The organism is Pseudomonas sp. TH34, assembly GCF_016650865.1.
Lineage (GTDB): Bacteria > Pseudomonadota > Gammaproteobacteria > Pseudomonadales > Pseudomonadaceae > Aquipseudomonas > Aquipseudomonas yamanorum.
On the sequence record NZ_JAEKFB010000031.1, the window covers coordinates 108,805 to 132,593 of the forward strand.

At 61.6% G+C, this 23,789-nt stretch carries 21 protein-coding genes and 4 tRNA genes; 10 read left to right on the forward strand and 15 right to left on the reverse strand.

The features are described 5' to 3' along the window. Positions 1–57: 57 nt before the first annotated feature. A complete protein-coding gene (locus tag JFU58_RS23465) occupies positions 58–723 on the forward strand; it encodes a response regulator transcription factor (RefSeq protein WP_201142503.1) in 666 nt (221 codons plus the stop codon). Beyond that, complete coding sequence (locus tag JFU58_RS23470; RefSeq protein WP_201142504.1) at positions 699–2,051, forward strand: ATP-binding protein; 1,353 nt, start codon at positions 699–701, stop codon at positions 2,049–2,051. Before JFU58_RS23465 ends, JFU58_RS23470 begins: the two co-directional genes overlap by 25 nt. Here the strand turns inward: JFU58_RS23470 and JFU58_RS23475 are convergent. Both JFU58_RS23475 and JFU58_RS23480 read right to left on the reverse strand, forming a co-directional pair. Beyond that, a complete protein-coding gene (locus tag JFU58_RS23475) occupies positions 2,048–2,473 on the reverse strand; it encodes a GNAT family N-acetyltransferase (protein WP_063031704.1) in 426 nt (141 codons plus the stop codon). The genes JFU58_RS23470 and JFU58_RS23475 overlap by 4 nt on opposite strands. Before the next feature lie 265 nt (positions 2,474–2,738). Further along, complete coding sequence (locus JFU58_RS23480; RefSeq protein ID WP_201142505.1) at positions 2,739–3,515, reverse strand: AraC family transcriptional regulator; 777 nt, start codon at positions 3,513–3,515, stop codon at positions 2,739–2,741. A gap of 211 nt (positions 3,516–3,726) precedes the next feature. Between JFU58_RS23480 and JFU58_RS23485 the strand changes: the two genes are divergently transcribed. The 7 genes from JFU58_RS23485 (at position 3,727) to JFU58_RS23515 (ending at position 12,342) form a co-directional block, all read left to right on the forward strand. Beyond that, positions 3,727–5,343, forward strand: coding sequence for an APC family permease (locus tag JFU58_RS23485; protein ID WP_201142506.1), 1,617 nt, complete (start codon positions 3,727–3,729; stop codon positions 5,341–5,343). A gap of 30 nt (positions 5,344–5,373) precedes the next feature. After that, positions 5,374–6,300 carry a 4-hydroxyproline epimerase gene (locus JFU58_RS23490; protein WP_093199105.1) on the forward strand — a complete coding sequence of 309 codons (927 nt, stop codon included), beginning with the start codon at positions 5,374–5,376 and terminating at the stop codon, positions 6,298–6,300. A gap of 38 nt (positions 6,301–6,338) precedes the next feature. Further along, positions 6,339–7,286, forward strand: coding sequence for a dihydrodipicolinate synthase family protein (locus JFU58_RS23495; protein WP_201142507.1), 948 nt, complete (start codon positions 6,339–6,341; stop codon positions 7,284–7,286). Positions 7,287–7,465: 179 nt separating this feature from the next. Beyond that, positions 7,466–9,037, forward strand: a complete 1,572-nt coding sequence (locus JFU58_RS23500) for an aldehyde dehydrogenase (NADP(+)) (RefSeq protein ID WP_201142508.1) — start codon at positions 7,466–7,468, stop codon at positions 9,035–9,037. Positions 9,038–9,040: 3 nt separating this feature from the next. Further along, positions 9,041–10,294, forward strand: a complete 1,254-nt coding sequence (locus JFU58_RS23505) for an NAD(P)/FAD-dependent oxidoreductase (protein WP_201142509.1) — start codon at positions 9,041–9,043, stop codon at positions 10,292–10,294. A gap of 202 nt (positions 10,295–10,496) precedes the next feature. Further along, on the forward strand, positions 10,497–11,600 hold the full coding sequence (locus JFU58_RS23510; protein ID WP_201142581.1) for an alpha/beta fold hydrolase: 1,104 nt from the start codon (positions 10,497–10,499) through the stop codon (positions 11,598–11,600). A 199-nt stretch (positions 11,601–11,799) separates the two neighbouring features. Next, positions 11,800–12,342 (forward strand): GNAT family N-acetyltransferase, encoded by a 543-nt coding sequence (locus tag JFU58_RS23515; protein ID WP_201142510.1) that lies wholly within the window; start codon positions 11,800–11,802, stop codon positions 12,340–12,342. 106 nt (positions 12,343–12,448) lie between these two features. On the opposite strand, the gene JFU58_RS23520 is transcribed toward JFU58_RS23515, so the two are convergent. Further along, positions 12,449–12,525: transfer RNA gene (locus JFU58_RS23520), tRNA-Val, on the reverse strand. 184 nt (positions 12,526–12,709) lie between these two features. Here JFU58_RS23520 and JFU58_RS23525 point away from each other — a divergent pair. Then, complete coding sequence (locus JFU58_RS23525) at positions 12,710–13,993, forward strand: NAD(P)/FAD-dependent oxidoreductase (RefSeq protein ID WP_017478810.1); 1,284 nt, start codon at positions 12,710–12,712, stop codon at positions 13,991–13,993. A 165-nt stretch (positions 13,994–14,158) separates the two neighbouring features. Here the strand turns inward: JFU58_RS23525 and JFU58_RS23530 are convergent. The 12 genes from JFU58_RS23530 to truA all read right to left on the reverse strand — a co-directional run bounded on the left by JFU58_RS23530 (position 14,159) and on the right by truA (position 23,718). Beyond that, positions 14,159–14,235: transfer RNA gene (locus tag JFU58_RS23530), tRNA-Asp, on the reverse strand. 105 nt (positions 14,236–14,340) lie between these two features. After that, positions 14,341–14,417, reverse strand: a tRNA-Asp gene (locus JFU58_RS23535). Between the two features lie 55 nt (positions 14,418–14,472). Next, positions 14,473–14,548, reverse strand: a tRNA-Val gene (locus tag JFU58_RS23540). A gap of 107 nt (positions 14,549–14,655) precedes the next feature. Then, positions 14,656–15,420, reverse strand: coding sequence for an SDR family oxidoreductase (locus JFU58_RS23545; protein WP_081253187.1), 765 nt, complete (start codon positions 15,418–15,420; stop codon positions 14,656–14,658). Between the two features lie 11 nt (positions 15,421–15,431). After that, positions 15,432–16,643, reverse strand: a complete 1,212-nt coding sequence (locus tag JFU58_RS23550; protein WP_017478808.1) for an O-succinylhomoserine sulfhydrylase — start codon at positions 16,641–16,643, stop codon at positions 15,432–15,434. Between the two features lie 66 nt (positions 16,644–16,709). Next, positions 16,710–18,215 carry an amidophosphoribosyltransferase gene (gene purF, locus JFU58_RS23555; protein ID WP_017478807.1) on the reverse strand — a complete coding sequence of 502 codons (1,506 nt, stop codon included), beginning with the start codon at positions 18,213–18,215 and terminating at the stop codon, positions 16,710–16,712. Positions 18,216–18,256: 41 nt separating this feature from the next. After that, positions 18,257–18,814, reverse strand: a complete 558-nt coding sequence (locus JFU58_RS23560) for a CvpA family protein (protein WP_003212681.1) — start codon at positions 18,812–18,814, stop codon at positions 18,257–18,259. 260 nt (positions 18,815–19,074) lie between these two features. Beyond that, entirely contained in the window at positions 19,075–19,746 is a 672-nt protein-coding gene (locus JFU58_RS23565; RefSeq protein ID WP_201142511.1) for an SPOR domain-containing protein, read from the reverse strand. After that, entirely contained in the window at positions 19,730–21,037 is a 1,308-nt protein-coding gene (gene folC, locus JFU58_RS23570) for a bifunctional tetrahydrofolate synthase/dihydrofolate synthase (protein ID WP_093199356.1), read from the reverse strand. The genes JFU58_RS23565 and folC overlap by 17 nt, the downstream gene beginning before the upstream one ends. Next, entirely contained in the window at positions 21,034–21,954 is a 921-nt protein-coding gene (gene accD, locus JFU58_RS23575; RefSeq protein ID WP_003212675.1) for an acetyl-CoA carboxylase, carboxyltransferase subunit beta, read from the reverse strand. The genes folC and accD overlap by 4 nt, the downstream gene beginning before the upstream one ends. A gap of 243 nt (positions 21,955–22,197) precedes the next feature. After that, positions 22,198–22,830: a phosphoribosylanthranilate isomerase gene (locus tag JFU58_RS23580; RefSeq protein WP_063031722.1), complete on the reverse strand. Its 633-nt coding sequence runs from the start codon at positions 22,828–22,830 to the stop codon at positions 22,198–22,200. 63 nt (positions 22,831–22,893) lie between these two features. Beyond that, complete coding sequence (gene truA / locus JFU58_RS23585) at positions 22,894–23,718, reverse strand: tRNA pseudouridine(38-40) synthase TruA (RefSeq protein ID WP_017478802.1); 825 nt, start codon at positions 23,716–23,718, stop codon at positions 22,894–22,896. Positions 23,719–23,789: the final 71 nt, after the last annotated feature.

Sequence of the window (23,789 nt, forward strand, 5' to 3'; positions counted from 1 at the left end):
TGCTTCACTACAGGCGCGACGGTCCACCCTCGCGCCTCTTTCATGCAGGAGCGCTTCATGCGGATATTGCTGGTTGAAGACGACCCGATGATTGGCGACGCAATCCAGCGCGCCCTCACCGACGCGAGCTACGCCGCCGACTGGGTCAAGAACGGCCTCACCGGCCTCGCCGCACTGGACACCCATGCCTACGACCTGGTGCTGCTGGATCTCGGCCTGCCCGGCAAGGACGGTCTCGACGTGCTGTCCAGTATTCGCGCGCGCAACAACCCTGTGCCCTTGCTGATCATCACCGCCCGGGACAGCCTCAACGACCGGTTGCGCGGGCTCGACGGCGGCGCTGACGATTATCTGCTCAAACCCTTCGACATGGCCGAACTGCTGGCGCGCATGCGCGCGGTGCTGCGGCGCAAGGGCGGCGCCGCGCTGCCCTTGCTGGGCAATGGCGTGGTCTCACTGGACTTGCTCTCCAAGGAAGCCAGCACCGACGAACACAGCGGCGTGGCCCTCTCCAGCCGCGAGTTCGCGCTGTTGCAGGCCTTGTTGATCCGTCCGGGAGCAATCCTCTCGCGCAGCGAACTCGAAGACCGCCTGTATGGCTGGGGCAATGAGGTGGAAAGCAACGCCATCGAGTTTCTAATCCACGCCCTGCGGCGCAAGCTGGGCAGCCACGTCATCAAGAACGTCAGGGGCATGGGATGGATGGTTTCAAAAAACGTTTGACCGAGTCCGTCCAGCTCAGGCTTTCCGTGGCGCTTGCGCTGGCGATTCTGCTGGTAGCGGCACTCGCCAGCGTGTTCGCGTTCGTCTCGGCTTTCGATGAGGCCCACGAACTGCAGGACGATACCCTGCGCCAGGTCGCCGTGCTGTTCGACCGCCAGCACATGACCCTGCGCTACCCCGAAGGCCAAGGCATCGAAGGCGATGACGAAGAGTCTAGGGTGATCATTCAATACCTGGCCGACGGCAAGCATGCAGTGGCCGGCAACGATGAGGTGATACCGCTGCCGCTGCCCACGAGCCTGGCCGATGGCTTGTCCACGGTCGAGGTCGGCGGCGAAGCGTTTCGCGTGCTGGTCCGCACCACCGCACGCGGTGAGCGCATTGCCGTCGCCCAGGAAACCGGCGGCCGCGACAAGGACGCCCGCGAGAGCGCCTGGCGCAGCTTGTTGCCGTTCCTGATCCTGTTTCCGGTGTTGCTATTGGTGGTCAGCGACCTGGTGCGCAAACTGTTTCGCCCCATCGCCACCCTGGCGGCGGAAATCGACCAGCGAGCCGAACAGGAACTGCACCCGATTGATGAACAGCATTTGCCCACCGAGGTACGGCCATTTGTCGTCGCCATCAATCGCCTGCTCGAACGCGTTGCGCAGTCCATGGACAGCCAGCGGCGCTTTGTTGCCGACGCCGCCCATGAGCTGCGCTCGCCGATGACGGCGCTGTCGCTGCAAGCCGAGCGACTGTCGGCCAGCGAGATGCCAACCCAAGCCCGCGACCGCCTGCTCCCGTTGATTCGGGGCATTGAGCGCGGGCGCAAATTGATCGATCAGTTGCTGACCCTGGCCGCCGCGCAATCTGCCGCAAACCGGCCACAGGCGCCGGTCTCCGTACACGCGGTGTATCGCCAGGTGCTGGAAGACCTGCTGCCATTGGCGGAACGCAAGCGCATCGATATCGGTGCGGAAGGTGTCGAGGACGTGCAGGTCATTATCAACGAGCTGGACCTGTTCACCCTGGTCAAGAACCTCGTGGACAACGCGATCCGCTATACCCCCGAAGGCGGGCGAGTGGATCTGTCGGTTGAGCAGGTGCAGGGCTTCGCGCGGTTGCAGGTCAAGGACACCGGGCCGGGAATCGCGGCCGATGAACAAGCGCGGGTGTTTGATCCGTTTTATCGCAGCCTGGGGACTGAAGAGGCCGGCTCGGGGCTCGGCCTTTCGATCGTCAAGGCGATCGCCGAGCGAACCGGAGCGCGGGTGCAATTGGGCTTCACCGATGAAATCAACAACACCGGGTTGTGTGTCACGGTGAGCCTTGCCTGTAAGCGCTAAGCCAGATGCTTCTGGAAAAAGTGGCGCGTGTGCCCTGGCGGGTAGTCGGCGATATGCCCGAACTCGCTGAAACCCAGCTTCCGGTAGAACCCGGGCGCCTGGAAGCTGAAGGTGTCCAGCCAGATCCCCGCACAGCCCTTCTCTCGTGCCAGCGCCTCCGCCGCGCGCATCAGCCGCGACCCCATGCCTTGGGTGCGCAGCGATTCCGGCACGCTCAAGAGCTCAACGAACATCCAGCCATAGGAGATTTTCCCGTAGAGGCCGCCTACCACTTCCTCGCTCACGGGATCGCGCAACAACAGCCCGAAGGTTTCGAACGGGTTCTCGCCGCATTGGCTGATGTTGTATTCCCGCAGCGGCTGGAGAATGGCCTGGCGCTCTTGCTCGGTAACCTCGAAAGATAACTCTATCGCCGATTCCATCTCGTTGGACTCCTGACAGTTTGAACACGGCTATGGTTGAAGACGGGCACGACCGCTTCTCTTCTGAACGAATCAGGAGAGTGCCCGGTAGTTTTGTCGGTGATATCCACCACGCAGCCACTCACGGGCACGGACTGGATGACTTGATAAATCGCGCCAACGGCAGGGATAAAACTGACCAGATTTGCGCAACTGCGAAGAGCGTTGGCACCCTCCTTGTTGGCGCCACCGCTGCTCATGACATTCACGTAGATCCAATTAGACATCACTGCCCACCGGTCGCCTGACGATACTGGCGCGGCGTAAACCCGGTCAACGCCTTGAATTGCCGGGTAAACGCACTGTGGTCGGTGTACCCACACTGCAACGCCACGTCAGTGATCGGCAGCTCGGTATGCAGCAAGCGGTGCGCATGCTCCAGGCGGACCTTCTGGATCATCTGGCGCGGCGTGAGGTGGAATACGCGCTTGCAGTAGCGCTCCAGCTGCGCCACTGAAATCCCGGCAATCCGCGTCAATTCACCCAGGGTGACACGCCGATTGAAATGCGCCCGGATGTACTCGTCCACCGCCGCCAGCCGTTGATAAGCCGGGTGGGTTTCGCTGGCGGTTTGCAGGTCGACCGAGATGCCCGCCAGGCCGATGATCGCGCCGTCGCGGCTGTACAGCGGCCATTTGTGGGTCAGGCACCAACCCGGCTCGCGGGTGCCGTAGAGGTGCAATTCCAGCTGGTCTTCCAGCACAAATCCCTGCTCCAGCACCCGCCGATCCTGTTCGGTATAGCCGGGCCCCAACTGCGCGGGAAAGACCTCGGCACTGGTTTTCCCGAGCAACGGTTGCAAGTCCTTCAACCCGCACCGCTGCACCAGGGTGCGGTTGGCCAATACGTAGCGCGCCTGCACATCCTTGATAAAGATCGCGGCATTGGGAATCACGTCCAGCATCGGCAACAGCAGCCCGACGCCGGCCAGTAATTCTTCGATGGTGTGCGGACGGTCGGACTCGCGCCCTTGGCACAGGGTTGCGAACGCGCTCTGCATCATGACGCTTTCTCCTGCTTTCAGCGGATAGACCAGACGCCCGGCGGGCGGTGCCTGGCGAGCAGATTGCCCCATGGGCGCCTGCGTGTCGAGTGATCGAAACTGTGCTGATTTCGTCATCGCAGCTTGCGCAAAACATCAATCGCAGCGCCGTTGATGGGTTCACTGTATGGCCACTGCATGCCTATCCAATAACCCACAAGAAGGCGCCGCCATGTCAGCCCAAGGCAAGTTCAAGAAACAGCTTTCATTGATCGACCTCACCTTTATCGGACTGGGAGCGATCTTCGGTTCGGGCTGGCTGTTCGCGGCCAGTCACGTCTCTGCCATCGCCGGGCCGGCGGGGATTTTTTCCTGGTTGCTGGGCGGCTTCGCCGTGTTGCTGCTGGGCATTGTGTACTGCGAACTGGGGGCGGCCTTGCCCCGCGCCGGTGGTGTGGTGCGCTACCCGGTTTATTCCCACGGCCCGCTGCTGGGCTACCTGATGGGCTTTATCACGCTGATCGCGTTTTCAAGCCTGGTGGCGATTGAAGTGGTCGCCTCGCGCCAATACGCCGCGGCCTGGTTTCCCGAGTTGACGCAGGCGGGTTCCAGCAACCCAACCGTCCTCGGCTGGTTCGTGCAATTTGCGCTGCTCTCACTGTTTTTCGCCCTCAACTACCGCAGCGTGAAGACCTTCGCCATGGCCAATAACCTGGTCAGCGTGTTCAAGTTCATCGTGCCGCTGCTGGTGATCGGCGTGCTGTTCACCTTCTTCAAGCCAGAGAATTTCCATACTCAAGGCTTTGCGCCGTTCGGCCTGTCGGGCATTGAAATGGCCGTGTCCGCCGGCGGGGTGATTTTCGCGTACCTGGGTCTCACGCCGATCATCTCGGTGGCCAGCGAAGTGAAGAACCCGCAACGCACCATTCCGATTGCACTGATTCTGTCGGTGCTGCTCTCCACCGCGATCTACGTGTTGTTACAGACCGCATTCCTCGGCGGCATTCCCACCGAAATGCTCGCCAACGGCTGGGCCGGCGTCGCCAAGGAACTGGCCCTGCCATACCGCGACATCGCCCTCGCCCTGGGTGTGGGCTGGCTGGCTTACCTCGTCGTGGCCGACGCGGTGATCTCCCCTAGCGGTTGCGGCAACATCTACATGAACGCCACGCCACGGGTGATCTACGGCTGGGCGCAAACCGGGACCTTCTTCAAAATCTTCACGCGCATTGATGAAAAGTCCGGTATCCCGCGCCCGGCGCTGTGGCTGACCTTTGGCCTGTCGGTGTTCTGGACCCTGCCCTTCCCGTCATGGGAAGCGCTGATCAACGTGGTGTCCGCCGCACTGGTGCTGAGCTACGCCGTGGCGCCGGTGTCGGTTGCCGCACTGCGCCGCAATGCGCCTGACCTGCCGCGCCCGTTCCGGGTCAAGTGGATGGGTGTGCTCGGCCCACTGTCGTTCATCATCGCCGCGTTAATCGTCTACTGGTCGGGCTGGAGCACCGTGTCGTGGCTGCTCGGCCTGCAAATCCTGATGTTCGTGGTGTACCTGCTGTGCGGCCGTTTTGTGCCGACCCTGCACCTGAGCCTCGGCCGCCAGGTTCGCTCCTCTGCCTGGCTGATCGGCTTCTATGCCGTGACCATCATCCTGTCGAAGCTCGGCAGCTTTGGTGGCCTGGGCATCCTCAGCCATCCATTCGACACCCTGGTCGTCGCCGCTTGCGCGCTGGGTATTTATTACTGGGGCGCGGCCACCGGCGTGCCGGCGCATCTGGTTCGCCTGGAAACCGAAGATGACGAAAGTGAAGCCCCTGAGCCCGACATCGGCCGCGTGCAGCTGGCTTCCTGAGCCTCAGCCAACCACTGAATGGATTGTTCTATGAAACGAGTTCACATCATTGATTCCCACACTGGCGGCGAACCCACGCGCCTGGTGATGACAGGTTTTCCCGAGTTGGCCGGCGAGACCATTGCCGACAAGCTCGACAACCTGCGCACTCACCATGACCAATGGCGCAGAGCGTGCCTGCTGGAGCCCCGTGGCAACGATGTACTGGTGGGCGCGCTGTATTGCGCGCCGGTCTCGGCAGATGCCACCTGCGGCGTGATTTTCTTCAACAACGCCGGCTACCTCGGCATGTGTGGCCACGGCACCATCGGCCTGGTTGCCTCGCTGCATCACTTGGGGCAGATCGCGCCGGGGGTGCACAAGATCGACACGCCGGTCGGCCCGGTCAGCGCCACGTTGCACGCCGACGGCGCGGTGACGTTGCGCAATGTGCCCGCCTACCGCTATCGCCAGCAGGTGCCAGTGGACGTACCCGGGCATGGCCGGGTCTACGGCGATATCGCCTGGGGCGGCAACTGGTTTTTCCTGGTTTCCGAACACGGGCAGGCGCTGCAAATGGACAACGTCGAAGCCCTGACCGATTACACCTGGGCGATGCTCAAGGCCCTCGAAGCCCAGGGCATCCACGGTGAAGACGGCGCGCTGATCGACCATATCGAACTGTTCGCCGACGACGCCCAGGCCGACAGCCGCAACTTCGTCATGTGCCCGGGCAAAGCCTACGACCGCTCGCCCTGCGGCACCGGCACCAGCGCCAAGCTGGCGTGCCTGGCGGCCGACGGCAAACTCGCCGCCGGTGAACCGTGGATACAAGCCAGCATCACCGGCAGCCAATTCGAAGGCAGCTATGAATGGGAAGGCGAGCGTGTACGCCCTTCCATCACCGGCCGCGCCTACATGACCGCCGACAGCACTTTGCTGATCGACGAACAGGATCCCTTCGCGTGGGGCATCTGAACCGCCCCCGCCCCTTCAATCAAACTGGAGCTGAAACAATGAACACCAATATCTTCACCGGTTGCATCCCCGCCCTGATGACCCCGTGCACCGCCCAGCGTAAACCGGACTTTGACGCACTGGTCGCCAAGGGCCGCGAATTGATCGATATCGGCATGAGCGCAGTGGTGTACTGCGGCTCCATGGGCGACTGGCCGTTGTTGACGGAAGCCGAGCGCCAGGAAGGCGTGGCGCGCCTGGTGGCTGCCGGCGTACCGACCATCGTCGGCACCGGCGCGGTCAACAGCCGTGAAGCGGTGGCCCACGCGGCGCATGCGGCGAAAGTCGGCGCCCATGGCTTGATGGTCATCCCGCGTGTGCTGTCCCGTGGCGCCTCGGCGACGGCGCAGAAGGATCACTTTGCGGCCATCCTCAAGGCAGCGCCGAACCTGCCGGCAGTGATCTACAACAGCCCTTACTACGGCTTCGCCACCCGCGCCGACCTGTTCTTTGAGCTGCGTCGCGAGTACCCGAACCTGATCGGTTTCAAGGAATTCGGCGGTGCTGCAGACCTGCGTTACGCGGCCGAACACATCACCTCCAAAGATGATGCGGTGACCTTGATGGTCGGCGTGGATACCCAGGTGGTCCACGGTTTCGTCAACTGCAACGCCACCGGCGCGATCACCGGCATCGGCAACGCGCTGCCACGGGAAGTCCTGCAACTGGTGGCCCTGAGCAAGAAAGCCGCCAAGGGCGACGCCACCGCACGCCGCCAGGCGCGTGAATTGGAGTCGGCACTGGCGGTGTTGTCGTCCTTTGACGAAGGCTGCGACCTGGTGCTGTTCTACAAGCATCTGATGGTGCTCAACGGCGACAAGGAATACACCCTGCACTTCAACGAGACCGACGCCCTGAGCGATGCCCAGCGTCGTTATGCCGAGAAACAGTACGGGCTGTTCCGCCAGTGGTATGCCAACTGGTCGGCTGAGCAAAACGCCGTTTAACAATACTCAAGGCAGCAAAGATCAAATGTGGGAGCTGTCGAGCCCCGGCGAGGCTGCGATGGGATCACCGTGGTGTACTTGCCAGAGCGCAGTGCCTGCATCGCAGCCTCGCTCTGGCTCGACAGCTCCTACAGTAATTCTCTTTGTCTGGACTCTCTTTTCTTTCTCAGGACTACGCCATGACTCTGACGGGCACCATGCTGATTGGTCAGCATTCCATTCCAGGCAGCCGCGAGGCAATCCGGGCGATCAATCCTGCCACCGACACTGCACTGGAACCCGCCTACGCCGGCGGCACCGCCGAGCATGTGGAACAAGCCTGCGCGTTGGCATGGAGTGCCTTCGATACCTACCGCGAAACGCCATTGGCGGCTCGCGCCGAATTCCTTGAAACCATCGCCAATGAAATCGAAGCCCTGGGCGATGAGCTGATTGAACGGGCGATGGCCGAAACCGGCCTGCCCCGCCCACGCATCCAGGGCGAGCGCGGGCGCACCTGTCACCAACTGCGCACCTTCGCCCGCACCGTGCGCGCGGGTGAATGGCTGGATGTGCGGGTTGACACCGCGCAGCCTGATCGCCAGCCCCTGCCCCGCTCGGACCTGCGCCAACGCCAGGTGCCGCTGGGGCCGGTGGCGGTATTCGGTGCGAGTAATTTTCCGCTGGCATTCTCGGTGGCCGGCGGTGATACCGCCTCGGCACTGGCGGCCGGTTGCCCGGTGATCGTGAAGGCTCACGGAGCGCATCCTGGCACCAGCGAACTGGTGGGTCGCGCGGTGGCCAAGGCCGTTCAGCAATGTGGCTTGCCTGACGGTGTGTTTTCGCTGTTATACGGCTCGGGACGCGAAGTGGGTATTGCGCTGGTCTGTGACCCACGTATCAAGGCCGTGGGTTTCACCGGTTCGCGCAGCGGCGGCATCGCCTTGTGCCAAGCGGCCCAGGCGCGTCCCGAGCCGATTCCGGTATATGCGGAGATGAGTTCAATCAATCCGGTCTACCTGTTTCCCGCCGCGTTGAGCGCACGCGGTGAAGCTTTGGCCCAGGGGTTTGTCGCATCCCTGACCCAAGGCGCCGGCCAGTTCTGCACCAATCCCGGACTGGTGATTGCTGTCGCGGGGCAGGCGCTGGACCACTTCATCGACAGCGCTGCCAATCTGCTTCAGCGCAGCGCTGCCCAGGTCATGCTTACACCGGGAATCTTCAAGGCTTATGAAGACGGCATCAGCGTGCTGGCGAAGCAGGCTCATGTCGCGGGCAATGGGTTGGCGGCGCAAGGCCCGAACCAAGGCCAGGCCCACCTGTTCGTGACCCACGCAAAAGATTTTCTCGCCAACCACGGCCTGCAGGCCGAGATCTTCGGCGCCGCCTCCTTGATCGTGCAATGTGCCAACGCCGATGAAGTCCGCCAGGTCAGCGAACACCTGGAAGGCCAGTTGACCGCCACCCTGCATCTGGATGACGACGATCTGGACGCCGCCCGCGCATTGCTGCCGACCCTGGAACGCAAGGCCGGTCGCTTGCTGGTGAATGGCTGGCCGACCGGCGTGGAAGTCTGTGATGCAATGGTGCATGGCGGGCCCTTCCCGGCCACCTCGGACTCGCGCACCACCTCGGTGGGCACCGCCGCCATCCTGCGATTCCTGCGGCCGGTGTGCTACCAGGATTTCCCGGACGGCTTGCTGCCGACGGCACTGCAACATGGCAATCCATTGTTGTTGCGGCGCTTGCTCGACGGTCAGAGAGAAGCCTAGCCCATGAGCGATAACGTCATTCCAGACATCGCCGTGGTCGGGTCCGGAATCATCGGCGTCGCCTGCGCGCTGCAACTGGCACGCCAGGGGCGGCGAGTGGTGGTCATCGACCCACAGCAACCCGGCCACGGGGCGTCGTTCGGCAACGCCGGTCACCTGGCGACCGAACAAGTGTTTCCCATCGCGGATGCGTCGATCCTCAGCCGCTTGCCGGCCATGCTTCTGGACCCGATGGGCCCGCTGCGCCTGGACTGGAAATACCTGCCACGTGCGCTGCCGTGGTTTACCCGACTGCTGTTGAACCTGCGCCCGGCGGCCTTCCAGCGCACCGTCGCCGGGATCCGTGCCCTCAACGAAAGTAGCCTGGGCGCCTGGCACCGGCTGCTGGAAAGCATCAATCGTCCCGGGCTGATGCGCGAAGACGGCTCGTTGCTGATCTTCGAGCGCCCCGACTCACGTCAGGCCATCGACGCCTTGCAGGCACGCATGCGCCAGCAAGCAGTGCCGGTGGATTACTGGCAGGCCAGTGCGGTACAGAAGGTAGCGCCGCAACTCAGCGAAGGAATTCAGGGCGGGTTGTTCTTTCCCCGCACCGGGCATTTTCTCGACCCCTACCGGGTGGTGTGTGAACTGGTGGAAGCGGCCAAGGCCTGCGGGGTGCAATTTCTCAAGCACCCGGTTTTGGGTGGGAAGCTGGATGAGCACGGTGTTTCGCTGAGGACCGACCAAGGCGCGGTCGCGGCGCGTCAGGTGTTGATCGCCTGCGGTGCGCATTCGGCCAAATTGACCGCCGAACTGACCGGCAAAAAGGTCCCGCTGGATACAGAGCGCGGTTATCACTTGATGCTACCCAATGAGCATGGGCGGCTACCGTTCGCCGTCACGTCGCTGGAGCGCAAGTTCATCATGACGCCCATGGATGGAGGATTGCGGCTGGCAGGTACCGTCGAGTTTGCAGGCCTCGATCGCCCGCCGAACATGGAGCGCGCGTGGCAGTTGCACCGGCTGAGTCAGGGGCTGTTTCGTCGTGATTTGAGTGCCGAAGATGCGACGCCGTGGATGGGGTTTCGCCCCTCCCTGCCGGACTCGCTGCCCATCATCGACAAGGTGTGCGATGGCAAGGTCTTGCTTGCGTTTGGGCACCAGCATCTGGGGCTGACGCAGGCGGCGGTGACGGCGGAGTTGATTGCACAGCTGGCAACGTCTGCGCCCAACGGGTTGCTGGCACTTGAGCCCTATCGGTTAGACCGTTTCTGAGGTCATAAGAAACGTCTTGCTACTGTTTCGCACTATCGGCGATACAAGGCAGGTCATTATCGTGCATGACCTTACGGTTACGCTCCGCTGAGAACCTGTCTTGAACAAAAAAACTTATATGCAGCCCCGCAAAACGCTCTGGAGCGTTGCTGGCGGCATCCTCGCCTTTTTGCTCTGCACAAGCGCCATCGCAGAACCGGGCATGCCGCTGGGCCAGAAATCATTCGAAGCGTACCGTCTCGATACCTTGCAATGGCTGCGGGACCATCGCGACTTCCAGGGCACCGACAGGGAAGCCGAACTCAACTGGAACGCACCACAAGAATGGCGCCCCGTAGGCGCCCCTAAGCGCGGGATCATTCTGGTGCACGGCCTCGGCGACTCACCCTGGTCCTTCCACGATATCGGCAGCGCACTGGCTGCCCGCGGCTTCCTGGTAAGGACCGTGCTGCTACCCGGCCACGGCACACAACCGGCCGACATGCTGCAAGTACGTATGGAAGACTGGCGCCGGGTGGTGGACGAACAGGCCGCGATCCTTCGCGCAGAAGTGGGCGAGATTTACCTCGGTGGCTTCTCCACCGGTGCCAACCTGGTCCTCGACTACGCCTACAAACACGACGACGTCGCCGGGCTGCTGCTGTTCTCCCCCGCCTTCCAGTCCAGCATGACCTACGACTGGCTGACCCCCCTGATCAGTTGGGCACGCCCGTGGCTGCTGGCGCCAGACGCAAGCCGGCCACAACAGAGCCTGGTGCGCTACATGACCGTCCCCACCAATGGCTTCGCCCAGTTCTACCGCAGCAGCCGAGTGGCTCGCCAGGACCTGGAGCGTCGTCCCTACGCCAAAGCGGTGTTCATTGCCGTCGCAGCCCACGACTCAGTGGTCGATACGAACTATGTGCTGGAGACCTTCCAGCAACGCTTCAGTAATCCCTACAGCCGCTTGGCCTGGTACGGAACACTGCCGGAGAGCGCCTGGGACACACAGCGGATAAAAGCGCGCACCGACTACGTGCCGGAACTGCGGATCAGCCAGTTCTCACACATGGGGTTGTTGTTCTCACCCGACAACGCGCTCTACGGCGAACAGGGCAGCCTGCGGTTTTGCTGGAACGGCCAGACGGAAGACGCCACCCGCGCCTGCGAACAGGGGTCAGAGGTGTGGTATTCGGACTGGGGTTATCGCGAGCCGGGCAAGATGCACGCGCGGTTGACGTTCAATCCGTACTTCAACTGGCAGCTTGGGCTGATTGATGAGGTGCTGGGTAACCTGGCTCTGGCGGGTGAAAACGTTGGGCGCTGAAACCCTTTCACATTCCTTTCACAGATGAACACCTATGGTTTGCCTGCTCCTGGTGAAACTCTAAAGCCCGCGCCCCCATCGCGGGCTTTTCTTTGCCTGTGATTCCAGTCAGGCAGCGACGAGGCGGTACGTCTTCATAAATGGCATGCAACGGCGTTACCCTGACTGCTTTCCGCTCAGGCTAAGGATCAGCGCCAACATGCAAATTCAAAAACCTCCAGCCGTGGACCATCTGGATATCTCCCTGCGACAACTGGAGCGATCAGATATACCTGCGTGGTATGCCTACCTTTCACAAAGAGAAGTCATTCAACACACAAGCTGGGACCTGAAAAACGAGAATGACCTTTTGCCATTATTTGACGAACTGGACTCGACCCGTCCTTCTTCAAACAGGCGCCTGGCCATCACTCATGGGGCAAACCGCGAACTCATCGGCACAATCGGGTTCCACACGATCTCCGACAAGAACCGAAGCGCGGAGATAGCCTATGACCTCTCACCTGCTTACTGGGGCAAAGGCATTGCCAGTGCAGTTTGCGCTGCGATAACTCAGTGGGCATTCCTGGAATATGGTTTTGTGCGGGTACAAGGCACCGTTTTCGTGACGAACCCTCGCTCGGCCAACGTCCTGAAAAAATGCGGGTTTCAGTACGAAGGAACGCTGAGGTCATTCCGTATGGTGCGTGGCAGCCCCGGGGACTTTGAGATGTACGCGCTGTTGGATACCGACCGAACCTGAGAGGTTTGCCTGGCTTTTCCTAGCGACACACCCAAACGACAGACAACAAAAAAGGGCCCACCTTTCGGTGAGCCCTTCTAGACCGCCCAGCAGAGCGGATTTTGTTTGGTAGGCGCGATTGGACTCGAACCAACGACCCCCACCATGTCAAGGTGGTGCTCTAACCAACTGAGCTACGTGCCTGCTGTGAGGCGGCATTCTACGGAATTCCCGAGGGGTGTCAACACCTTTTTTGCAGCTAAGCCTATGAATATGCGAATTTTTTATTTGTGAGCGGCATGACGGTATTTTTCCGGTGGCTGGCAGCGGATTTTCAACTCAGGTAGGATCGGCGCACTCGTAAAAAATATAAAACAGAGGTTCCAGGATGGCGAACACCCCCTACCCCCAGTCGTATTACGCCGCGTCTGCGAATGCGGTACCTCCTCGCCCTGAGCTGCAAGGTGAAGTCGAAACCGATGTGTGTGTGATTGGTGCCGGCTATACCGGGCTTTCCAGCGCGCTGTTCCTGCTGGAGAACGGTTTTCGCGTAACAGTGCTGGAAGCCGCCAAGGTGGGGTTTGGCGCGTCGGGTCGCAACGGCGGGCAAATCGTCAACAGTTACAGCCGTGATATCGATGTGATCGAGCGCAGCGTCGGCCCCAAGCAGGCGCAGTTGCTGGGCGCGATGGCGTTTGAAGGCGGCAAAATCATTCGGGAGCGTGTGGCCAAGTATCAGATCCAGTGCGACTTGAAGGACGGCGGTGTGTTCGCCGCCCTTAACAGCAAGCACATGGGCCACCTGGAGTCGCAGAAGCGCCTGTGGGAGCGCTATGGGCATACTCAGCTGGAGTTGCTGGACGAGCGCCGCATTCGCGAAGTGGTCGCCTGTGACAACTATGTAGGCGGCCTGCTGGACATGAGCGGCGGGCACATTCACCCGCTGAACCTGGCGCTGGGCGAAGCGGCGGCAGTTGAGTCCCTCGGCGGCACGATCTACGAGCAGTCGGCGGCGATTCGCATTGAACGTGGCGCCAATCCGGTGGTGCATACAGCCCACGGCAAGGTCAGGGCGAAGTTCATTATCGTCGCGGGCAATGCGTATCTCGGGAACCTGGTGCCGGAGCTGGCAGCCAAGTCGATGCCGTGCGGTACGCAGGTCATCACGACTGCGCCACTGGGTGACGAGCTGGCGAAGACGCTGTTACCGCAGGATTACTGCGTCGAGGACTGCAACTATTTGCTGGATTACTACCGACTCACCAGCGACAAGCGCCTGATCTTCGGCGGTGGCGTGGTGTATGGCGCGCGCGACCCGGCGAATATCGAAGCGATCATCCGGCCGAAGATGCTCAAGGCGTTCCCGCAGCTCAAGGACGTGAAGATCGACTACGCCTGGACCGGCAATTTCCTACTGACCCTGTCGCGTCTGCCGCAGGTCGGCCGCCTGGGGGACAACATCTATTATTCCCAGGGCTGCAGCGGCCATGGCGTGACGTACACCCACTTGGCAGGCAAGGTACTGGCGGAAGCACTGAGAGGCCAGGCTGAGCGTTTTGATGCGTTTGCCGACCTGCCGCACTACCCGTTCCCGGGCGGGCAACTGTTGCGCACGCCGTTTGCGGCGCTGGGGGCCTGGTATTACGGGCTGCGGGACAAGCTGGGGTTCTGATCCCGGATCGCGGGGCTGGCTTGCCGGCCCCTGCACATCAAGCACCGAGCCAAATCGCAGACACAAAAAACCCCAGTCTTTCGACCAGGGTCTTTGCTATCGATCCAACCAAGCCATAGGCTTGCTTTGGCGTCTCAAGGCGTTCAGTGGGCCCTGGAACAGATATGGCGCAGCGGACGGGACTCGAACCCGCGACCCCCGGCGTGACAGGCCGGTATTCTAACCGACTGAACTACCGCTGCGTATCGCTCAGACTGCTGAAGTGTCACCTTCAACCGCCTTCAAACATCTGACTGATCAGCCTTGGCTGTTCAATCTCAAATCTGAAACATCAGACCTGGAAAATATGGCGCAGCGGACGGGACTCGAACCCGCGACCCCCGGCGTGACAGGCCGGTATTCTAACCGACTGAACTACCGCTGCGCGTCGGTGCAACCTTTAACGTTGCGTCTTGCCCGAAGGCAAAACTCTCAAGAAGTGGTGGGTGATGACGGGATCGAACCGCCGACCCTCTGCTTGTAAGGCAGATGCTCTCCCAGCTGAGCTAATCACCCTTTGCTTCGTTGAGGCCGCGAAATTTACGCAGGTAGCGGACCTAAGTCAATAGCCTGCTTGAAGTTTTTCTGAAAAAGACAAAATTGCTTCAGCACCGCGACCCGCCCTACTCGCTGTAAATCATCTTCTTGCTCATGCCACCATCAACCACGAACTCCTGGCCAGTCACAAACCCGGCATTGCGCGACAGCAACCACGCCACCATCGCCGCCACGTCTTCCACCGTGCCTACCCTGCCCGCCGGGTGCTGGGCGTGATCGGCATCCGTCAGCGGCTCGGCACGGCGTGCAGCCGGATCACGGGCATCAATCCAGCCCGGGCTGACGGCATTGACCCGCACTTCCGGCCCAAGGCTCATGGCCAGCGCGTGAGTCAGGGCCAGCAAACCGCCCTTGCTCGCTGCGTAAGCCTCCGTATCCGGCTCCGACTGGCGGGCCCGGGTCGACGCCAGGTTAACGATGGCACCACCGTGGGCTCGCAGGTAAGGCGCACAGTGCTTGGCCAGCAGCATGGGCCCACTGAGGTTCACCGCCATTACGCGGTTCCAGTAAGCCAGGTCGAGACTTTCCAGGGTGATATTGCGCGGATCGGCCACCGCCGCATTGCACACCAATGCATCCAGGCGCCCGAACTGGCCCAGCACCTCGGCCACGCCCTGGGCAACCTGCCGCTCATCCGCGACATCCATGGTGATAAACCAGGCATTGTCGCCCAGCACCTTGGACACCTTGGAACCGCGCTCACGATCAAGATCCGTGAGCACCACCTGCCAGCCTTCGCTGATCAGCCAGGCGGCAATGCCCAGGCCGATGCCCCGCGCCGCGCCGGTCACCAATGCGACGCGCCCGTTACTGGCGCCCGCAGCTTCCATGGACCACTCGATCACAGGGCAGCCAACCCACGGGCCAGATCGGCCTGCAAGTCAGCAACGTCTTCCAGGCCGACGGCAATGCGGATCAGGCTGTCGCGGATACCGGCCGCTTCACGCTCCTGCGGCGCCAGGCGGCCGTGGGAGGTAGTGCTTGGATGCGTGATGGTGGTCTTGCTGTCACCCAGGTTGGCGGTGATGGAAATCAGGCGGGTTGCATCGATAAAGCGCCAGGCGCCCTCTTTGCCGCCCTTGACCTCGAAACTCACCACCGCGCCAAAACCACGCTGCTGACGCTGGGCCAACGCGTGTTGCGGGTGGCTCTTGAGGCCGGCGTAGTGGACTTTCTCGATGCCATCCTGCTGCTCCAGCCACTCGGCCAGGGCCTGGGCGTTGGCGCAATGGGCCTTCATCCGCAGGCTCAGGGTTTCCAGGCCTTTGAGGAAGATCCAGGCATTGAACGGGCTCAGGGTCGGGCCGGCAGTGCGCAAGAAGCCCACCACTTCCTTCATCTGCTCGCTGCGACCGGCAACCACACCGCCCATGCAACGACCCTGGCCGTCGATGAACTTGGTGGCCGAATGCACGACGATGTCCGCGCCCAGCTTCAGCGGCTGTTGCAGCGCCGGGGTGCAGAAGCAGTTGTCAACGATCAGCATCGCGCCCTTGGCGTGAGCCACTTCGGACAATGCGGCGATGTCTACCAGTTCGGCCAACGGATTGGACGGCGACTCCACAAACAGCAATTTGGTGTTGGCCTTGATGGCCGCGTCCCAACCGGACAGGTCCGCCAGCGGCACGTAGTCGACTTCAATGCCAAAGCGCTTGAAGTACTTTTCGAACAGGCTGATGGTGGAACCAAACACACTGCGCGATACCAGGACATGGTCGCCGGCGCTGCACAGACTCATGACCACCGCGAGAATCGCGGCCATGCCCGTGGCAGTGGCGACCGCTTGCTCGGCGCCTTCCAGCGCGGCGATACGCTCTTCGAACGCACGCACGGTCGGGTTGGTGTAGCGCGAATACACGTTCCCCGGCACTTCACCGGCAAAACGCGCAGCCGCGTCGGCGGCTGTGCGGAACACATAGCTGGAGGTAAAGAACATCGGGTCACCGTGCTCACCTTCCGGGGTGCGGTGCTGGCCGGCGCGCACAGCCAGGGTATCGAAAGCTACGCCATCGAGGTCGCTGTCCAAACGACCGGCATCCCATTCCTGACTCATGCTCTACTCCTCAACTCGAATGCTTTATCAAAGATACAAAACCGGCCCCTCAGGGCCGGTGTCTACTCAGTTGTTGTACAGGTCGATGATCGCGCTGACCGCCTGGGTCTTGATCTTCGAGGAATCGTTACGCGCCTGCTCGATCTTGTTCAGGTAGGCCTCGTCGACATCCCCGGTGACGTACTTGCCGTCGAACACTGCGCAATCGAACTCATCGATCTTGATCTTGCCACCACCGACGGCCTCGATCAGGTCCGGCAGGTCCTGGTAGATCAGCCAGTCGGCGCCGATCAGGTCCGCAACGTCCTGGGTCGAACGGTTGTGGGCGATCAGTTCGTGGGCGCTCGGCATGTCGATGCCGTACACGTTCGGGTAACGCACGGCAGGCGCGGCGGAACAGAAATAAACGTTCTTCGCCCCGGCTTCGCGGGCCATCTGGATGATCTGCTTGCAGGTGGTGCCGCGCACGATAGAGTCATCCACCAGCATCACGTTCTTGCCGCGGAATTCCAGCTCGATCGCGTTGAGCTTCTGGCGCACCGACTTCTTGCGAGCGGCCTGGCCGGGCATGATGAAGGTACGGCCAATGTAGCGGTTCTTGACGAAGCCTTCGCGGAATTTCACGCCCAGATGGTTCGCCAGCTCCAGCGCTGCGGTGCGACTGGTGTCCGGAATCGGGATAACCACGTCGATGTCATGGTCAGGACGCTCGCGCAGGATCTTGTCCGCCAGCTTCTCGCCCATGCGCAGACGCGCCTTGTACACCGAAACACCGTCGATGATCGAATCCGGACGCGCCAGGTAGACGTGTTCGAAGATGCACGGGGTGAGTTTCGGGTTCAGTGCGCACTGACGGGTGTGCAACTTGCCGTCTTCAGTGATGTAGACCGCTTCGCCTGGCGCCAGGTCGCGGATCAGGGTGAAGCCCAGCACGTCCAGGGACACGCTTTCGGAAGCGATCATGTACTCGACGCCTTCGTCGGTGTGACGCTGGCCGAACACGATCGGGCGGATGCCGTGGGGGTCGCGGAAACCGACGATGCCGTAGCCGGTCACCATCGCTACGACGGCATAACCACCGACGCAACGGTTGTGCACGTCAGTCACGGCAGCGAACACGTCTTCTTCGGTCGGCTGCAGCTTGCCACGCTGGGCCAGCTCGTGGGCGAACACGTTCAGCAGGACTTCGGAGTCCGAGTTGGTGTTGACGTGGCGCAGGTCAGATTCGTAAATCTCCTTGGCCAGCTGTTCAACGTTGGTCAGGTTGCCGTTGTGCGCCAGGGTGATGCCATACGGCGAGTTGACGTAGAACGGCTGGGCTTCGGCCGAGGTCGAGCTGCCCGCTGTCGGGTAGCGCACGTGGCCAATGCCCATGTGCCCGACCAGGCGCTGCATGTGGCGCTGATGGAACACGTCGCGCACCAGACCATTGTCCTTGCGCAGAAATAACCGGCCGTCGTGGCTGGTCACAATACCGGCAGCATCCTGGCCGCGGTGCTGGAGGACGGTTAGCGCGTCATACAGCGCCTGATTCACGTTCGACTTACCGACGATACCGACGATGCCACACATGCGACGCAACCCCTACTTAATGAATCTTGACTGAACACAACTTACTGAGGCGTTTTGGCCGGCAAGAGGTGTTCCTTGAACGGAAGATCAGCGGGTACGCTGATCCCGCTGGCCAGCCACTGACTGCTCCACCCCAAAATGAGGTTTTTGGACCAATCTGCAACCAATAGAAATTTTGGCACGAGTACAGACTCCTGCCACCACGAATCCTGCTGTACCGGCCCCAGGCTCAACAGCCCGACCGCCACGACCACCAGCAACCCGCCACGCGCGGCGCCGAAGGCCATGCCGAGAAATCGATCGGTCCCGGAGAGGCCGGTGACGCGTATCAATTCGCCGATAAGATAATTGACCATTGCCCCCACCAACAACGTGGCGATGAACATGATGGCGCAGCCCGCGATGACGCGAGCCGAAGGTGTTTCGATGTATCCGGCCAGGTAGACGGACAATGAACCGCCGAACATCCAGGCTACAACCCCTGCGATGATCCATGTCAGCAGCGACAATGCTTCTTTAACGAAGCCGCGGCTCAGACTGATCAAAGCGGAGATGGCGACGATTGCAACGATCGCCCAATCAACCCAGGTAAATGGCACAGTTCAGCCTACAGACGGATAAGGCGGCGCATTTTAGCAGAGCGTCGGGCTATCGGTAAGCTGTGATTGGCTGTGCATTTGAAATCAATGAGTTATAGGGGAATGGAAACCGGCCTGTCGCGGCACACCCAAAACACCTGTGGGAGCGGGACTGCTCGCGAAGGCGGTGGGCCAGCCAATAAATCTGCTGACTGATACACCGCCTTCGCGAGCAAGCCCGCTCCCACATTGACCGCATTCCAGCTTGAATCCTTGCAGCCTCAGCCTTTTTCGGGCTGGAAGCGAACCACAAAACCCTTGAGCTTTTGCTGGCGATCCAGCGAGTCACGCAGGCGATCCGCCTCGGCGCGCTCGATCAGCGGCCCGACAAATACCCGGTTCTTGCCGTCGGCACTGCGGATATAGGCGTTGTAACCCTGGCTGCGCAGGGTTTTCTGCAAGGCTTCGGCGCTTTCGCGATTGGCCAGGCTGGCCAACTGGATCGACCAACTGATCGGCAAGCCATTCGGATCAATGCGGCTTTGACCGACGTCCGGCTTGCCCGGTGCAGCCGGTTGTGGCGCCACAGGTTTTGGTGCTGGCGCCGGGGCCGCAGGCTTGGCCGCGACTGCCGGAGCAGCAGGCGCAGCAGGCGCAGGCTTCACCACCGGTACGCTCGGCTGAATCGGCATCGACGGCGCTTGCTGTGCAGCCACTTCGTCATCGGTCGGCACCGGCTCTTCTTCCGGCAGCGCTTGCGGCTCGGGAACCACCACCGGCTCGACCTGAACCTGAGGTACCGCGGGCGCCTGGGGCGCAGCCGGGGCCTCGACGGTCACCTGGCGTTGCTCGTCCTGACGGGAAAACAGCATCGGCAGAAAAATCACCGCCAACGCCACCAGAACCAGGGCTCCAACCATTCGCTGCTTGTATGCGCTATCCAGTAATGCCATGTGCAGCTTCCTCCGTGGAGCGCCGGGCCAACCACTCGAGTGCCTCGGCAACACAATAAAATGATCCGAACAACAGAATCTCATCCTCAGACGTCGCAACCGCGCACTGGGCTTCCAGGGCGGCCGTCACGCTTGCATGGGACGTCACCGACGCGCCAAGGTTCTGCAACGCGGCCTGCAACTCGACGGCAGGACGACTGCGGGATGTGTCCAGCGGCGCAACCGCCCAGGCCTGGACGTCGCCCAACAAGGGTGCAACCACACCGTCCAGGTCCTTGTCGGACAGCAACCCGAACACCGCGAGGCGGCGACCGGCGGGCGGCGTAAGTGCCAAGCGCTTGGCCAGGTATTCAGCAGCGTGAGGGTTATGCCCCACATCCAGCAGCAGGTTCAGGCGCTTGCCCTTCCAGTCGAAGCTGCGTCGATCAAGGCGCCCCACCACGCGAGTCGCCTGCAACGTAGCGGCAATCTGCTCGGCATGCCAGGGCAGATCCAGCAACAAATAGGCTTGCAGTGCGAGCGCGGCGTTTTCCATTGGCAGGTTCAGCAGCGGCAGGTCGTGCAATTCAACGGTTTGGCCGCGCGCATCAACTCCGCGCCACTGCCAGAACCGGTCGCCAACCTCGAGATTGAAATCACGCCCACGCAGGAAGAATGGGCAATCCAGCTCGCGCACCTTATCCAACAAGGTATGCGGCGGATCCAGGTCGCCGCACAGTGCAGGCTTGCCCTGGCGGAAAATCCCGGCCTTTTCATAGGCCACGGACTCACGGGTGTTACCCAGATAGTCCGCATGGTCGACACCGATACTGGTGATCAGCGCCAGGTCGGCATCTACCACGTTGACCGTGTCCAGACGCCCGCCCAGGCCGACTTCCAGCACCACCACATCAAGTTGTGCACGCTCGAACAGCCAGAACGCCGCCAGGGTGCCCATCTCGAAATAAGTCAGGGAAATCTCGCCACGCCCGGTATCGAGTGCGGCGAAGGCTTCGCAGAGCTGCTCATCAGTGGCTTCGACGCCATTGAGTTGCACCCGTTCGTTGTAGCGCAGCAGGTGCGGCGAGTTGTACACGCCGACCTTCAGGCCCTGGGCTTGCAGCAAGGCCGCGACAAAGGCGCAAGTAGAACCCTTGCCGTTGGTGCCGGTCACCGTGATCACGCGCGGCGCCGGCCTGCCCAACCCGAGGCGGGCCGCTACCTGTTGCGAGCGCTCCAGGCCCATGTCGATGGCTGACGGATGCAACTGCTCAAGGTAGGCGAGCCATTCGCCCAGGGTACGTTGGGTCATATGTTTGCAGGCACCGGTGGCACGACGATTGGCTCAATTTTAGGCGCGACGTACACAGGTGTCGGCAGGCCCATCATCTGGGCCAGCAGGCTACCCAGGCGTGGGCGCAGTTCGCCGCGGGGAATGATCAGATCGATCGCGCCGTGTTCCAGCAGGAACTCGCTGCGCTGGAAACCTTCCGGCAGTTTTTCACGAACGGTTTGCTCGATAACACGCGGGCCGGCGAAACCGATCAGGGCCTTAGGCTCGCCGACGATAACGTCACCCAACATCGCCAGGCTGGCGGAAACGCCGCCGTAGACCGGGTCGGTCAGCACGGAGATAAACGGAATACCCTCTTCGCGCAGACGCGCCAGTACCGCGGAGGTCTTGGCCATTTGCATCAGGGAAATCAGCGCTTCCTGCATCCGCGCGCCGCCGGACGCCGCGAAGCAGATCATCGGGCAACGGTTTTCCAAGGCGTAGTTGGCGGCACGTACAAAACGCTCGCCAACGATGGCGCCCATGGAACCGCCCATGAAGGAGAATTCGAAGGCGGAAACCACTACTGGCATGCCCAGCAGCTTGCCGCTGACGGAAATCAGCGCGTCCTTCTCACCGGTCTGCTTCTGCGCAGCTGTCAGGCGGTCCTTGTACTTCTTGCCGTCGCGGAATTTCAGACGGTCAACCGGCTCCAGGTCAGCGCCCAGTTCGGAGCGACCATCAGCGTCGAGGAAGATATCAATGCGGGCGCGGGCGCCGATACGCATGTGGTGGTTGCACTTGGGGCAAACGTCCAGGGTCTTTTCCAGCTCCGGGCGGTACAACACCGCGTCGCAGGATGGGCACTTGTGCCAAAGACCTTCAGGAACCGAGCTTTTCTTCACCTCGGAACGCATGATCGAGGGGATCAGTTTGTCTACTAACCAGTTGCTCATGCTTTCTTTCTCCAGTACCGGTGGCTTGAACACAGCCCCGCGTATGCCCTTGAGCTAAATTCATATGTGGCGATGACACAAACTGGACGGGGTCAGACGTTCGACCTGCCATTTCCTGCCTGTGTCCTCAGCCTTCCAGACAACCTGCCGTGCAGGGTTGCCACTTCATTTCCGGGCCTCCCACAGGCGGCGCCGGGCTGTTTTACACAGTGGTAGTTATGGACGGCGGCAGACTGCCAGCCGTCACATCGTCCCACTGCTGTCGCGCACGGCCTGCATGAATGCGCGAATCTTTGCGTGATCCTTGATGCCCCTGGCCTGCTCTACCCCACCGCTGACGTCCACGGCGTAAGGCCGCACCTGCTGGATGGCGCTGGCCACGTTGCCCGGATTCAGGCCGCCCGCCAGGATGATCGGCTTGCTCAGGCCTTCAGGAATCAACGACCAATCAAAAGCCTCGCCGGTGCCACCGGGAACACCTTCGACATAGGTGTCGAGAAGAATCCCGCGCGCCCCGGTATAGGCTGCGCATGCCACCGCGATATCGTCGCCGGCCTTGACCCGCAACGCCTTGATATACGGACGCTGGTAGCTTTCGCACTCGTCAGGGCTTTCATCGCCATGAAACTGCAGCATGTCCAGTTGTACGGCATCTAGGGTTTCATTGAGTTCGCAACGGCTGGCGTTGACGAACAACCCCACGGTGGTCACAAACGGCGGTAGCGCGGCAATGATCGCCCGCGCCTGCAACACATTCACCGCCCGCGGACTTTTGGCGTAAAACACGAAACCGATGGCATCGGCCCCCGCCTCGACCGCCGCCAACGCGTCTTCTATGCGGGTAATCCCGCAAATCTTGCTGCGAACGGCAGACATGTCGATGAAACCTCAGGGCGTGTCCGAGAAAGTCCCGGATGGTAACAAATGCTTTTGAGGGCGTCAGCCGCCAAGTTCGCTGAAACCTGTGAGGAAGTGTGGCCCGATGAACCGCTGGGGCAATTCGAACTCGTCGCGGTACTCCACATCCACCAGGTACAGGCCGAACGGATGCGCCGTGACGCCACCGGTGCGACGAATCCGGCTTTCCAGGACTTCCTTAGCCCACTCCACCGGACGCTCGCCGGTACCGATGGTCATCAGCACCCCGGCGATGTTACGCACCATGTGGTGCAGGAAGGCGCCGGCGCGAATATCCAGCACGATCATTTTGCCGTGGCGGGTCACCCGCAGGTGATGGACTTCCTTGATCGGCGACTTGGCCTGGCACTGGCCGGCACGAAACGCGCTGAAATCATGGATACCCACCAGATGCTGGGCGGCCTCGGCCATGCGCTCGGCGTCCAGCGGGCGGTGGTTCCAGGTGATTTCTTCGTTGAGATGGGCCGGACGGATCTGATCGTTGTAGATCACATAGCGGTAACGCCGAGCGATAGCCTTGAAGCGCGCATGAAAATCCGCCGGCATCACCTTGGCCCAACTGACGCTGACGTCGTGGGGCAAGTTGATATTGGCGCCCATCACCCACGCCTTCATCGAGCGCTCGGCCTGGGTATCGAAGTGCACCACTTGCCCGCAGGCATGCACGCCGGCGTCGGTACGCCCGGCGCACATCAGCGACACCGGTGAGTCGGCGACTTTCGACAGGGCCTTTTCCAGGGTTTCCTGCACCGTCGGCACGCCGGAGGCCTGGCGCTGCCAGCCGCGATAGCGTGAGCCTTTGTATTCCACGCCCAGGGCGATTCTGAAAAAGCCTGCGGCCGCCATTTCGGCGGCCGCGTTATCTATATTTGCCAAGAACTGAGAGCCTGATGAGTTGCGCAAAGGCGGCCATTATA